The sequence below is a fragment of the Alteromonas oceanisediminis genome (assembly GCF_018474025.1).
Taxonomy (GTDB): domain Bacteria; phylum Pseudomonadota; class Gammaproteobacteria; order Enterobacterales; family Alteromonadaceae; genus Alteromonas_E; species Alteromonas_E oceanisediminis.
The window spans coordinates 222,489-237,406 of the sequence record NZ_JAHCTA010000002.1 but is presented as its reverse complement, the minus strand read 5'-3'; the positions used below and the strand labels follow the sequence as shown (position 1 = coordinate 237,406).

The window sequence follows — 14,918 nt, the reverse complement described above, 5'->3', positions numbered from 1 at the left end:
ACTCATGCTTACGATAGCTTTGCGACTATTCATCGCTCTAAGCGCAACCGCTATCACGAGCGGCTGTGCAGGGCCTTCCGATATGCAAAGGGCCGAATCAGACATCGAAAACGGCTATCAGCAAAGTGGCATCAGCCAGTTAATGTTTCTGGCTGATAAAGGCTATAGCGAGGCAAGCCTTGCCTTGGGCAACTTCTATTTAATGGAGAAAAACGAGGGAGAATTACTTAATGCACAGCGTTGGTATTCACCGCTTCTCCCATACTCTGATGAGGCAAGGCTCGGCTATAGTCGCTGGTTGGCAAAAGTAAGCCATATCGATCCATCCATTCGCCCGATAACTAAGCACGTGCTGATGTATCGTCAACGCACTAGCGGTGATGTTTCCGTTGAGTTAAGCCGATTTATTGTCGATTATTCGCCCGCAGATACTCACCTTATCAACGCTATGTTGATTGATATGCAGGAAAATCCGGACGTCGACAGAAAGGATGTTCTTCGCGTGATTGATGCCCTGCCAGATCCAGTGGGTTACCAAAAATTGCTTTCCGAATTGTGTGCCTCACCTTCCGTAGATTTCCATTTTTACTGCATCAGGGCACATCTTCGGCTGGTCAAGTTATACAATATCAGTGACTACGACACCTGGATAGCTACCAGTCACGCTGCTTTTGAAAATGAACAAATTACTGTCCGACAGCTGGTTTCGATTGCTGAGCTTTTAGCTTCAGATGATGTTGGGCTGGCACAGCCAGCTCTTGCAAAGCAAGTGACTGAACCTTGGTTAGAAACCAATGAAGCTGTGTTGCTCGGCGTGGCAAAACTCGCTTTACAATACCCGGCCATGTCAGATCCAGAGGTTATTTTACCAAAACTAGAGACGCTCCACGATAGAGCAAACCCGACCGCAAGCCTGTTACTCGGTAAGTTTTATCTTGATGGGGTGTGGGTTGCAGAGCGTCCGAACATTGCTGCACAATATTTTGAAGCCGCGCTTTCTGAGGCAGAAGCAAAGTACCGACTTGGTATTTTGATTCTTTCGGGTAAGCTTGTCGGGGATCAGGCCCAGAAATCAGCACAGTATGGGGTTGATTTGCTCGTCAGTGCCGGGAGAGATTACTATCTAAACGCCTACGAATATCTGGCTAGGCTATTTTCAGACGCCGACAGCTATTTATTCAATCCCGTCTACGCGCATATTTTCGCGGCGGTTCACGAACGATTGGGTGGTACCTTGTCGGAAGAAGACCAACAGCAAGTGTTCTCTCACACCTTAGGTATCAATGAAAGTGATACTGTTGCTGCTATGACGGATTCAGAGCTTGCTGATGGTGTTAAAGGTTGGCGTAAAATAACGGTGCGCTCGGAAGATATTGCCTTTCTGCTAGGTGAGAAGTCGTGATAAATCGTTACCTGATAACTCTGTTTTTACTCTCTTTGTCTTCACCTATTATTGCTCAACAGTGGGATCCGTGGCTGCAGCCTGGTGTTACCTTGCGAGAGCTCAACCATCGCCCCGGCGGTGATCTGCTAGAGTCAGAGAATATATTTTTAGAAGCGCGAATGGGTGTTTCCGATGAGTATTCAAATCAGTGGTCTTGGTTTATTGATGGCCGAGCTCGCGTGTTTAGCGAAGGTGGCTCTCTGACGGACGAAAATGAACTTGAACGAACTATCGACAATGATGAGTTCTACTATTTACAACTCCGTGAAGCATGGATCCGATATTCTGGTCTAACACGTTATCCTAATGAGTACATTACCTTTGGCTTGCAGAGGTTAAGGGAAAGAACGGGTTTATGGTGGGATGTCGATATCGAATCGGTTTCATGGTACGGCGATACAACGCAACTCGATTGGTTAGTTGCAATAGGACAAGAGTTTGACACCTACCGAACGTCATCTGAACTTTTGCGACAAAATGAAGACGTGTTCCGCGTAATGGCCGAAGTCAACTATGATTGGATTGCCTATCATTCCGTCGATTTCAGGTTTTCGCATGCCGACCAACATACTCAAGATGAGCAAAATGCCCTTGCGGAAACGGCTATTGGGGCGAACGCAAATGTGCGATGGCTGTCAATCGGATTATCGTTCGACTGGACTGAGGCTCGCTCTTATAGCCCGTGGGCGTATCACCTCGAATGGGCAATTCAACGCGGTAAAACGAATTTACGGGCCGATGGTGGCGCTGTTGAGTTCCGAGATATTGATGCTCACGCTTTAGATGCCGGTGTTCGCTATGATTTCAGACGGTTGCCTCTATCAGTTGGCGCAACATTCGTTCGCGGCTCTGGCGGCGCTGATAGAAGTAGCACAAAAAACTTCAGTCAGACAGGCTTACACACGAACAGAGCGAGGCATTATGGTAATAGGCAGTATTTACATCGATTTAATGAGGCTTTACGTGCTGACATTACCAATTTACAACAGATTAGCCTATTCGCTGCATGGAACCCCTCTGAATCCTTTGAATCGGTAGTTCTCGTGTCTAAATATACTAAATCGGATGACCAACAACCGATTTATGTTGCAGGACGTCCCGTCGACGTCATTAACGGCGAAAGCGCGGTCGGTACGAGCATTGATATTAACGCAACCTATTATCCGCAAAGCACCACGCTGTGGAATTTAAATGTGCTACGTTTACGCGCTGGTTTTTTCCAGCCCGATAACGGGCTCAGCGATGATGCGACAGACTACCGGGTAACACTTGAGGCGCAATTTAGGTATTAAATGATGAATAAACTGTGTCTCGCAACGTTGTGCTTACTCTACTTGTTCTCTCACCCGCTGAGTTTAGCGACCGAAGTGACGTTAATGTCTGGAGTAAATACTGCACAGCCGGATTTACCTGATTTATCTAGATACACTGAAACAGCGCTACGTCAGCGCGCTAATAAAATTACAATCCAAGGCTCTGTCAGGGTCGCGGAGCTTTCAGAATTCAGAGAACAAACTCGGATTTTTTACTCTGACAAATTTGCTCAGCTCACACGCTTACAAGGATCTCTTCCTCGCGTCATCGTTATTGAAAATGGGCGAACCAGTATGGCTTTGGTCAGCGAAGTGGCACAAGAATATGTTCAGATATCTAATCAAGACACTTACACCGTATCCGTTCCTATCATTATTAGTCATGGTGCATCACTACACGTATCTTCCGGTGAAACGCTGAGACTGTCAGCAGCTTCAGGGAGCTTTGTTTTCAACAGCGGTATTCTGTCTGTCGACAATGCCGAGGTCATCGGCTGGCAACCAAGCACACAATCAATTGCAAGTTTTTCAGGCAACGCGGCGAGTTTTCGTCCATTCATCATGACATATAGTGGTGGCGAACTGTATTTTAACAAAAGTCGGTTCGCGTCATTAGGTTACGACGCGCCCTCTGCTTTTGGTATCAGCTTTAAGTCTGTCAGTGAAACTGGCCTGATTCGGGCTGAAGAGAAGCAGCGAGCCGCGCTGAAAAATCCGCCTACAGGATGGATTATTGATTCGCATTTCGACGACCTGTATTTTGGCTTTTACAGTTATGAAGCCGAAAATATTGTGCTGCTGCGAAACTCATATACGAATAATGTTGTTTACGGCATTGATCCGCACGATTATTCGAAAAACTTAATTATTGCGCACAACCGAGTGAGCGGTACGCAAAAGCTACATGGAATAATTGGTTCACGATACGTCTCTGACAGCTACATTATCTATAACAACGTTTCGGGAAGCGGACGCTCAGGTATCATGCTTGACAGACAGAGCAACAATAACATTGTTGCATATAATACCTCGTCGCATAACGGCGGTGACGGGATAACGATATACGAGTCGCAAAATAATACAGTTATCGGTAATCAGGTTTATCGAAATCAGGACCATGGCATACGGCTGAGAAACAGCACTGAAACAGTAATACAGAGCAATATCATTCTTGGAAATCGCGGTAGTGGTGTGTATTTTCACACTCAGGATCTCGCAGAGCAGACTTACCGAGATCTCACGCGCGACCCCTATGAGCAAAAAACCGGTGGCAGTATAATCGGCGGGCTTATTGCGGGGAATCAGACCGGGGGTATTTTTGCGGAAAACTTTGACTCGATTATTCTAAGTGAGCTGCGAATTGAACAAAATGGCAATGCTAAACAACAGTTTAGGGGAGATTTAGCTGCTGTTGAAGCGGAAGTAACCATCAAGCTGTGGCAACACGGCGATGCGGTAAAGGTGACTCGTGATGCAAAGTAACCTTGGGAATGTTTTAGCAATATTTGCTGTACTTAGCCTGTTTCTGCCGGCCACTGAAGCTGCTGCAGGTACACCGCCTACCTACCCTATCAATCAATTTTTTCCATTGTGCGACGCATTAACGTCGCCACAACACCCCGAGAGTGATCGATTTGGAAACATCGTTAAAACCCGATCCGGTTGGCTTGCCAGCGACAAACTCGATACGAATATTCAGTATGAGCCACTCTCTCCATTGGACGTGTCTGCGCATCGTCGCTTCAGACATATCCTAGATGAACGCGGTATCGAACTTTTCCTGTTGCCTATCGCGCCTAGAGCTTATTTTTATCCCACACAATTTTCCGAGATGTTTCCGCATTTTGATAAAGCTTTACTTGAGCGTAACGTAGCTCAGCTAACTCATGCTCTTGCCTCGCTAGGCTCTGTGATCACCCCCCAAACAGAAGGGCTAAAAAGGCCTGAGCCGCTGTTTTATGAGTCGAGCACTGATTGGACACCAACCGGCGCAAAGTGGTTTGCTGAAAACGTCAGTCAACACCTCATTGGTACGGTCGAACCCCCCCGCATTCCTTTTGTCTTTGACGGTGTCGCAGCGGGTGGCGGAGGGCTACGAAGTTATGTTGAAACACTCTGTGGCAGAGCGTTAGCTCCGGAGTATGCCCGCAGCTATGCGATTGAGTTGGGTACCGAACATTTGCAGGGTGACCCAGTGATTTTGCTCGGTGATCGGTTTGCCGCAGAATCTCGCTTTCAATTTGCAAGCTTGCTCGCTGCCACAACAAACTTGCCCATTAGAAATTATGCGAGTTCGAGCAGTGATGAGCAGTGGGGCTGGTATTCATTCATTGAGGATCTCGATAAAAAGCGGGTTACCCCTCGCCAGGTCGTATGGCAAATTGAAGCGCGTGATGGGAGATTTCCAAGTCAAATGTGGCATCAATTAATCCCTGCGTTGCAAGGTGGGTGTGATGGCTTACCCTCATCTGACTATGACATTAAACCTGCATTGATGGATAAACCGACCGAAATTCTTATGCACCCAAACATTAGAAATACAGACGCCAATAAACTCACTGCTCAGCTGACCTTTCGCAATATGGATGTAAGCTCTGTCGAGCTCAGTCTCTGGTTTGACGAAGGGAGTCAAAAGCGTATGACCCTAACCCGTCCTCAGAAAACAGATAATGAAGCGCGTCTTCACATTGATCTTGCATCTGTTTCAAAAAAACGTGATGCCAAATTACTCGCAGTCGAAATTCATGAAGTTATCTCTATGGAGCTACCATCCATCGCGACCGCATCGGCGACTCTGGGTTTATGCACAATCGATTAAGCGTTTATCGTACAAAATATAGAAGCTTAATTCTTCTTTGCTTGGCGTTGATAATGACCTCTTGCGCCACGCGAGCACCGCGTAATCAGATAAACCTGCCTTTTGAACCCATTTCCGTTTCTCGCAGTAACTCGACTGACTTTGGCAACTGTCAATATTTCAGCCCCTTTACTGATGACTTAAACGTTCCCAGTAAATACAGTCAATCCGAGCGGTCTAAGGATACCATAAATAATGAAAGCCACGCCCGTTACCGTGAAGCAACTGAATCAATCTATGCTTACACAACCTACATGGTTTCTTTGGTAGATGACATAAGTTCTGATTTAACTTCCACCCAGAGTATACGCTGTTACTCTGAGAACTTGCTTCAGTGGGCTGATCGCGGCGCCCTCTCAACGACATTGACCTCAAAGACGGGTAAGGCAGTAAGAAAGTGGGCATTGGCCAGCTTAGCTGCCAGTTATGTGCGACTGAATTTATCAAACCAACTCACACAAAAACAACAATTAGCTATTCAAAATTGGTTGGTGCAATTGGCAGAGCTTGTCATATCTGACTACTCTGACCGTGCGGAGCGTTTAAGAAATAATCATGATTATTGGGCTGCGTGGGCAGTCATGAATGTTGCTGCAATATCGCACAATACAAGTATGTATAACTGGGCTAAAAAAGTGTGGCTACTTGCAATGAGCGACGTTCAATCAACCGGATTATTGCACAACGAAATGAAACGAGGTAAGAGAGCCCGAGAGTATCAGAATTTTGCCACCATGCCCTTGGTAGGGCTGGCCGCTTTTATTGCCGCCAATGAAGACTCAAGTGATATGAGCGTTGAGTGGCAGAGCTACTACCGGCTTGTCAGTACTACCGTGAAGACCATAACCGACTCTTCTGGTATTGAAGAACTGGCTGGTAAGCAGAATAGCTATAAACCGCTTCAAGGTGGGCGAATAGCATGGGTACCTATCCATTTATCATTTGCTAATGGATCATCGCCAGCGGTGCTTTGTTCAATGAGCGAATTAGTCGCCTCACGTTACACTCAGGGTTATTCACGTTTAGGTGGCAAAACAGGTACATATTATGCGTGGCGTAAGGCTTGTAAGTCAGACGTGGTCTACTAACCAACTGTAGGCAAGCCTCTCGTTTTAAGGTACCGTTATTAAAAGAACTATTTAGCGGGATCTCTATGCGTTTACTGTCACTTCCACGCCGCCTCTGCGCTTTGATTAATGCATCCTTGTTAGCAGCGTTGTCGACATTTACTGCGTCAGCGCAGTTGCCTGACACATTCGACTATGCTGACGTGTTTCAGCTCGAATATGCCACATCAATGCAAGCTGTGCCTGACAGCGATGATGTTATCTATGTTCGCCAGTCAATGGACATCATGACGGATAGTGTGCGCTCCAACCTGTGGACTATCAATGTCAGAACGGGCGCCCATCGCCCCGTGTTGTCGGGCAAAGACAACTATCTGTCACCTCGCATCAGCCGCGATGGTAGCCGGCTCGCCTACGTATCCAACAAAGAAGGTAACCACCAGTTGTATGTACGCTACCTCAGCGACGGTGCAACGGTAAAAGTAACCAACTTGTCAGAGTTTCCCAGTAATATCAGTTGGTCTCCCGATGGCAAATGGCTAGCGTTTAGCGCATTTGTGCCGTCGCAACCTGACACACTGTTTACTGACATGCCAGCGAAACCCGACAACGCCACGTGGGCGGAACCCGCCAAGACCATTACGACCACCGCATACCGTAGTGATTCCGGCGGTTACAATGATATGGGCTACACGCATATTTTTGTGGTTCCCAGCGAAGGCGGTACACCGCGCCAATTAACCCAGGGTGATTACGATCACGATGCTCAGATCAGTTGGAGCGCAGACAGTCAATCACTGTATTTCAGTGCCAACCGACAGAGTGACGCGATTTTTAACCCACTCGCAGCAGACCTCTATCGCTTAACCATGGCGACCGGCGCTATTGAAGAGATTACCAATGAGAATGGCAGTGAAAGCGCACCGGTGCTTAGCCCTGACGGCGAGCGTTTAGCCTACTTGTGGGTAGACGACAACAAAATGGCCTATCAAATCCCTAAACTGATGGTCATGAACCTCAACGACAGCACCACGCAGGTACTGACGCCGCAGCTAGATCGCGCCATTACTGATCTGCAATGGGCGAATGACCGGTCACTTTATATCAGTTATTTGGACAGTGGTGATCACCGCGTTGCACAGTACGACTTGAATGAAACGCATGTTGTTACGGATATCAAGCTTGGCGGTCAATCATTGGGTCGGCCTTACACCTCCGGTGAGTTTGCGCTCTTGTCTGGTCAGCGCATCGTGTTCACCGCTAACAATCCTCAGCGCCCTGCAGACTTATTTTTACGCGATAACAAACAAACTCGCCAATTAACGCACCTCAATGACGATTTATTGGCTCATAAAGCATTGGCGAGCGTTGAAGCCATCACGGTTAAGTCCAGTGTCGACGAGCGCGAAGTTGAAGGCTGGATTGCTCTGCCTCCCAACTTTAACCCTCAACAACGATACCCGATGATCCTTGAAATTCATGGCGGCCCTCATGCCGCTTACGGCCCTGCCTTCTCAACTGAAGTTCAGCTGATGGCGGCGAAGGGATATGTGGTGGTATGGTCAAACCCACGTGGCAGCTCTTCTTATGGTACTGAGTTCGCGAATCTCATCCACCACAATTACCCGTCAGAAGACTACAATGATTTGATTGATATCGTTGATGCGGTGGTGGCTAAAGGCTATGTCGACAGTGAGCAGTTGTTTATTACAGGTGGCTCTGGCGGTGGTGTGTTGACCGCGTGGAGCATTGGCAAAACGGATCGTTTCGCTGCCGCCGTGGTTGCCAAACCAGTGATCAACTGGATGAGCTTTGCGCTCACAGCAGACGCCTATCCGTTCTTCACCCAATATTGGATGGAAGACATGCCATGGAACATTGCTGACAAGTTATGGGCGCGTTCTCCGCTGTCACTGGTGGGCAATGTTAACACCCCGACTATGCTACTGACCGGTGAAGCAGATTATCGCACGCCAATCAGTGAAACTGAGCAGTACTATCAGGCACTGCAATTACGCCAAATTGATTCAGCAATGGTTCGAATTCCCGGTGCGTCACACGGCATCGCAAGCCGCCCAAGCCGATTGATCCAAAAAGTCGGGCATATTGTGGCGTGGTTTGAAAAATACCGCACGCAAGAAGCCGAATAAATCATAAAAACTGCTGGATTTTAGGTCGCAGTCGACGTAAAACCGGCTTGAAGATTGTCCTTTAGGGCACAATAGCTAAGACGGTAATAATTAGAATGATAAATTTTGAAGCGCTTAAGCAATCAGCAACTGACGCAATGAATGCGTCGATTGACGTGATCAGCAGCCCACATACCTTATTTCAGTTCGTGGAAATTGGCGCCATCTATTTAGTCGCTTTTTTACTGGCTAAGCGCCTACGCAAGGCCATTGGCTTAACGCATAACGACCCCGGCGACGGCGCGCATACGTTGCGACAATTAGCGTATCGTTTAGGCGATATTCTCTTCCCGTTGCTAGCAATTGTTTTTCTCAAACTCACCACGGAGCTGAGTGAGCAGTTTCAGTTTCCTGGGTGGATCTTAAACGCAGCACTTGTGATTGCTTTGATGCTGTTTTTTAACAGTTGTATCAAAGCCTTTGTCACCAACCCGGTTGCCGCATCACTATTTCGCTGGTTAGGCTTACCCATTCTCTTTTTGCACTTGACCGGTGTATTGCCACTGGTGGTGTCTTCGCTGAGCGAGATTTCTTTAAGTGTTGGCAACGTTGAAGTCTCGGCCTACGGAGTGGCACGCGTGCTCATCTTCGGCATCTTTTTATTCTGGTTGGGACGTGCTTCAAACACCGTAGGTAAAGATATTATTCGCAACCAGAAGTCACTGGATGTCAGCACCAAAGAAGTGTTTTCAAAGATTTTTGAAGTTGCACTGTTCTGTATCATCTTTATTCTGTTGCTTAATATTATGGGTATCAACCTCACCGCACTCGCCGTATTTGGCGGCGCATTGGGTGTGGGTTTGGGCCTGGGTTTACAAACCATCGCATCCAACTTTATCTCTGGCATGATCATTCTACTCGACCGCTCATTGACCATCGGTGATTTTGTTGAATTGAGCGATGGGCAAAAAGGCTTTGTACGCGAATTTAGAATGCGTTACACCATTCTAGAGACTTACGATGGCAAAGATATTCTAGTGCCTAACGAGAAGTTTATTTCAGACCTCATGGTCAACTGGACGCACAAGGATCCCAAGCAACGTTACCGCGTAGACTTCTCAGTACCGTATGAAACCGACATTCGAAGCATGGTCGAATTTATCAAAGAAGCCGTGTGCGAGCACCCGCAAGTTATCAGCGGCGAAGAAGTACCATTTGAAGAACGCCCCGACTGTGAGATCGATAGTTTTGGGGATTCCGGCGTGAATATGTTTGTGGAATTTTGGATGGAAGGCGTTGATGATGGCAAAAACCGCGTGGGCGGCGATTTGATGCTGATCATCTTTGAGACCTTACGTAAAAATGGTATCGAAATTCCGTTCCCGCAGCGCGAAGTTCGAGTACTCAACGACCGGATCAACATCGACAACCCTTCGAAGTAATAGAGATAAGCGGGTACGCAAGCCTTGGTGGAGTGATTTAGCACCAAGGCTTGTTGAACGAGAATGCGCTGTTAGCTGACGGCATTTCGCAGTTTTTAACGGCCGCTTACCGGGTTTCTGCCAATAAAAGACGGTGGCAAAACACGTCAAATACACGGCAGCGCCAGCAACGCTAGCCTGTTTTTTTCTGCCTTTTCATTTTGGCATCTTTACTCTATATTGACTTTACCAATCTACGCACCTTAAGTCCTTATGCGCCAAACAATCCCCGTGCTCGCACTACTTATCACAGCAATCGTTATCATGAGCGATGCAAACGCCGAAACGGTGGCGTTAACATCGCCGAACAAAGCGCTTTCGCTGACTTTCAGCGATGATGAACAGTTAGCTCGCTATACCCTGACGCGCAAAGGAAAACCGATTGTGGCACCGAGCAAACTGGGGTTTACTTTTGAGAAAGCACGGCCCATGTACCGCGACTTTCTGCTTAGCGAAGTCAGTAGAGATCAGCATGATAGCGAGTGGGAGCAACCCTGGGGTGAGCAGCGCATTATCCGTAATCATTACAACGAAGTGGTCGTCAAATTTAGCCATGTTTCTGATAAAACGCGCTTTTTCACTATCCGTGCTCGCGCATTCAACGAAGGCGTGGCATTTCGCTATGAATTAGCAGGGCAAGGGGATTTAACGATTACCCGAGAACTGACAGAGTTTACTTTGCCCGACTCTCATCTCGCCACGGCTTATTGGATACCCGGCCAAGGCCGTGAACGTTATGAATATTTGTATCGAAAAACGCCGCTACAGCAGGTTGCCAAAGCTCATACGCCCTTCACGGTCAGTTATAAAGATGGCTCGTATATCGCGATCCATGAAGCCGCTTTGGTCGATTATGCGGGAATGAGTCTGGATAAGCAGGAGGTCGGGCGTTTCGTCGCCTCGCTTGCACCGCGCGCTGATGGCACGCTGGTGCGTAAACAGGGCGACTTTGTTACGCCGTGGCGTACCATCACGGTGGGCGATGAGGCTGTCGATTTGGTTAACTCATTGATGGCGTTGAATCTCAACGAGCCGAATGCTCTGGGCAACGTTGATTGGGTTGTGCCCGGCAAATATATCGGTATTTGGTGGGGCATGCATATTGGTAAATTCACGTGGGGAGCGGGTGAAAAGCACGGTGCAACCACTGAGCGCACCCTCGATTACATTAATTTTGCTGCCAAGTACGGTTTCGATGGTGTGTTGGTTGAGGGCTGGAACACCGGCTGGGATGGTAACTGGATCGCAAATTCTGAGCTATTCTCTTTTACTGAGAGCTACGCTGACTTTGATATCAATAAAGTCGCTGAACACGCTAAATCCAAAGGGGTAAAACTCGTTGGTCATCATGAGACGTCGGGCGGCATAACCAATTATGAAGCACAAATGGAAGACGGTTTCGCGTTGTATCAACAACTGGGCGTTAGCCAAATTAAAACGGGTTACGTTGCACACGGGCAAAACCTTAAACGTCGAGATGAAAATGGCATCATGCGGTATGAGTTTACCGACAGCCAAGACGTGGTAAATCATTTTATCCACAATGTCAAAACAGCGGCGAAATATGAATTATCAATTAACACTCATGAATCGGTGAAAGACACTGGCCTACGCCGCACTTATCCGAACTGGATTTCTCGAGAAAGCGCGCGCGGTCAGGAATACAATTCTGGCTGGGCAAAACCAAATCCACCTGAACATATTCCCATGCTTGCGTTTACGCGGATGTTAGCGGGGCCGATGGACTTTACGCCGGGTATTTTCGATTTCGATTACCCCGACCTCAATACGGGTGGCGGCCCAGAATGGGGCGAGCACAGCTACATGCGCCCTCACAGCACACTCGCACGTCAACTCGCGCAATATGTGGTGATTTACAGCCCTATTCAGATGGCTGCTGATTTACCCGAAAATTACTTGGATAAACCTGACGCGTTTACATTTATTCAAGACGTACCCACCGATTGGGAGCAATCGATTGCGCTTCAGGGAGAGGTGGGTGATTTCATTGTTTTTGCTCGTCAGGAAAAGCAGCACAAACATTATTCCGGTGAAGACTGGTATTTAGGTGCGATCACCGATGAACACGCGCGCGAGATAAGTGTGCCACTGACATTTCTCAGCGAAGGTGCAGCGTACGAAGCGCAGATTTATCGTGACGCTGATGAGACGAATTGGCAAACCAACCCTTATGCGATGGTGATTGAGCAGCGCCGCGTTACCCGAGACGACACTATCAACGTTAAACTGTCTGCGGCAGGGGGCTTGGCCGTACGTTTTAAAAAGTTATAGGCTTGTCGCCGACCCGCTCGGCTCGGTATACTGTTTGCCTATTGTAACGGCCCGCCCATCAGGCGGGTCTTTTATTCGTACTACGCTCGGCTCTCACTACCCATGCAAACAATCCACGCTTTACTGCTGCAACTGACCCACTGGGTTTCGCCCTACTACACCGAAATTGCCCTAACCATACTCGCGACACTGTTGGTGATATACGGTGATGTCGTGAACAAAAATATCAAACGGCAATTACAATCCTTGCACTTTATTTTACGCACACTGGTGTTTGTACTCATCTGCGCGTTTGGCTATGGCTTATTGGTCATTTTTTTGACGCCTGTGGTGAAACAGGGCCTGCTAATGATCCCATCGCTGTATCGCGGTACTTCCATCGTGGCGATTTTTTTACTCTTAGGATACCTTGCCGAACACCGTCGTTATATTTAGACAGCGTCGATTCTTAAGATACGTCATTGTGGCAGGTTGGTGACAATTCAAACAAAACTGAGCGCGTATCATCTAGCATTTCCCTGTAAGTGTGCAAGAACGCTGCGTAAATTGTCATCAGATGCTGCCTACAGGGTTTAATGCTGCGCGCGAGGTCTATACAGCCATACCTCCAAAAAAACTGAGGGTAGTCCTGAAAATATCGAGTTTCACTAACAATCATTACGTCGTACTCTTTCAAATATAGGCCATCACACTCATACCACAGGGAATAGATGAATTATGTTGCTGAACAATCTCGAAATGTTAGAGGCTGAAGCGATTCACATACTGCGTGAGGTTGCTGCGAGTTTCGAGAACCCGTGTATGTTCTATTCTATTGGCAAAGATTCTACTGTGATGTTGCATCTCGCCCGCAAAGCATTTTGGCCAGATAAAATTCCCTTTCCACTTTTGCATATTGATACCACGTGGGAATTCAATGAGATGGCAACGTTTCGCGACAACCTGCAGCGCAAACTGGGGTTTGAGCTGATTGTTCATACGAATCAGGAAGCCTTAGATGCTGGCGTTCACCCCATTACATCGGGCTCGGTAAAGTACAACGATTTTATGAAGACCATTGCGCTCAAACAGGCACTGGATACCCATCGCTTTGACGCCGCGTTGGGTGGCGCACGTCGCGATGAAGAAAAATCACGAGCGAAAGAACGTGTGTTTTCAGTGCGCAGTGCCAACCATCAATGGGATCCAAAAATGCAGCGCCCTGAATTATGGTCTTTGTATAACACGCAAATTAATAAGGGTGATTCAGTACGCGTTTTCCCGTTATCCAACTGGACAGAGCTCGACATCTGGATGTATATCCTTAAAGAACGAATCGATATTGTGCCTTTGTACTTTGCCAAGCCGCGTATGAGTTGGATTGACCAAGACAGCGGACAGATTTTAGGCTTGGACGATGAAAGGATGCTGCCATTTTTAACTCAATCAGAAAAAGCCAGCTTGAAAGAGCGGTGGATACGCTTTCGAACCCTAGGCTGCTATCCACAAACAGGTGCCGTACTCAGTAAAGCAGATTCGTTGGAAAAAATCGTCACGGAAATGATTGTGAGCAAAACCAGCGAGCGCGAAGGCCGCTTGTTGGACAAAGACCAAACCGGGTCGATGGAAAAGAAAAAACGTGAGGGATACTTTTAGAACGCACACACTACACGATCTCAATTTCAGCGGATTAATGCAGCATACTCTGAGGTTTCTAACTCAGGGTTGCTAAACTCATTCTCGTCGCCCATAACAGCATGGTAAGCTGTCACTCTTTGTCATTGAATTAAAACGCGAGCTTTGTATGTTTAGCATCATCTCACCCTTTTTGAAGCGGATCAGTCTGCGAACAATCACATCATTGAGTATCGTATTGACGTTGGTCGGATGCAGCGATAGTGAAGTAGGCGATGTGTCTTTGGGCTTGTTTACCACCAAGGATATAAAAATCGATGCCTTGCAAGACCCCATTGTCACGGGAGTAACATGCCATATTTCCAGTATCGAAGCGAACCTCGATTTGGCTGATCCGTCAGACTCGTCGATTGCGTGCCGCCAGACGGGTAATATCACTGCGCAAATGATTGCCAACATCGATAAGTCTGCGTCAGGCGAAATTGTATTTCGCAAATCAAAAAGCATTTTTTTCAAAAATATGAAAGTGCGCCGTATTTACGACGCACAATCTCAAACATTGATGTACGTGTCTTATTCCACAAAGGAAACATCGGGTAGTTTCAAACATGCGCTTTCTACTGTGCCGCTTTATAACACTCAGGCCTACAGCTTAGCTCCGCCGTCAACAGGGAGCTAAGTAACCTGAATTCGCGCCAAGGAAATCTGCAAAGTTTTGAAT

Annotated in this window: 11 protein-coding genes; all 11 read left to right on the top strand. The window is 47.4% G+C overall.

Annotated features, from left to right (window positions below; all coding sequences use genetic code 11):
• The first annotated feature begins 4 nt into the window (after positions 1 to 4).
• The 11 genes from KIU71_RS04305 to KIU71_RS04255 all read left to right on the top strand — a co-directional run bounded on the left by KIU71_RS04305 (position 5) and on the right by KIU71_RS04255 (position 14,876).
• Complete coding sequence (locus tag KIU71_RS04305; RefSeq protein ID WP_214129947.1) at positions 5 to 1,402, top strand: hypothetical protein; 1,398 nt, start codon at positions 5 to 7, stop codon at positions 1,400 to 1,402.
• A complete protein-coding gene (locus KIU71_RS04300) occupies positions 1,399 to 2,736 on the top strand; it encodes an alginate export family protein (protein ID WP_214129946.1) in 1,338 nt (445 codons plus the stop codon). Before KIU71_RS04305 ends, KIU71_RS04300 begins: the two co-directional genes overlap by 4 nt.
• Positions 2,737 to 4,239: a NosD domain-containing protein gene (locus tag KIU71_RS04295; protein ID WP_214129945.1), complete on the top strand. Its 1,503-nt coding sequence runs from the start codon at positions 2,737 to 2,739 to the stop codon at positions 4,237 to 4,239.
• Positions 4,229 to 5,575, top strand: a complete 1,347-nt coding sequence (locus KIU71_RS04290) for an alginate O-acetyltransferase AlgX-related protein (protein ID WP_214129944.1) — start codon at positions 4,229 to 4,231, stop codon at positions 5,573 to 5,575. The genes KIU71_RS04295 and KIU71_RS04290 overlap by 11 nt, the downstream gene beginning before the upstream one ends.
• Positions 5,576 to 5,628: 53 nt before the next feature.
• On the top strand, positions 5,629 to 6,702 hold the full coding sequence (locus KIU71_RS04285; RefSeq protein ID WP_214129943.1) for an alginate lyase family protein: 1,074 nt from the start codon (positions 5,629 to 5,631) through the stop codon (positions 6,700 to 6,702).
• A 65-nt stretch (positions 6,703 to 6,767) separates the two neighbouring features.
• Positions 6,768 to 8,831: a S9 family peptidase gene (locus tag KIU71_RS04280; RefSeq protein ID WP_214129942.1), complete on the top strand. Its 2,064-nt coding sequence runs from the start codon at positions 6,768 to 6,770 to the stop codon at positions 8,829 to 8,831.
• Between the two features lie 137 nt (positions 8,832 to 8,968).
• Positions 8,969 to 10,252: a mechanosensitive ion channel family protein gene (locus tag KIU71_RS04275; protein ID WP_214130156.1), complete on the top strand. Its 1,284-nt coding sequence runs from the start codon at positions 8,969 to 8,971 to the stop codon at positions 10,250 to 10,252.
• A 303-nt stretch (positions 10,253 to 10,555) separates the two neighbouring features.
• Complete coding sequence (locus tag KIU71_RS04270) at positions 10,556 to 12,583, top strand: glycoside hydrolase family 97 protein (RefSeq protein WP_250207249.1); 2,028 nt, start codon at positions 10,556 to 10,558, stop codon at positions 12,581 to 12,583.
• 102 nt (positions 12,584 to 12,685) lie between these two features.
• Complete coding sequence (locus KIU71_RS04265; RefSeq protein WP_214129940.1) at positions 12,686 to 13,018, top strand: DUF3392 domain-containing protein; 333 nt, start codon at positions 12,686 to 12,688, stop codon at positions 13,016 to 13,018.
• Between the two features lie 282 nt (positions 13,019 to 13,300).
• Entirely contained in the window at positions 13,301 to 14,218 is a 918-nt protein-coding gene (gene cysD, locus KIU71_RS04260) for a sulfate adenylyltransferase subunit CysD (protein WP_214129939.1), read from the top strand.
• A 148-nt stretch (positions 14,219 to 14,366) separates the two neighbouring features.
• Positions 14,367 to 14,876: a CreA family protein gene (locus KIU71_RS04255; protein WP_214129938.1), complete on the top strand. Its 510-nt coding sequence runs from the start codon at positions 14,367 to 14,369 to the stop codon at positions 14,874 to 14,876.
• Positions 14,877 to 14,918 lie beyond the last annotated feature (42 nt).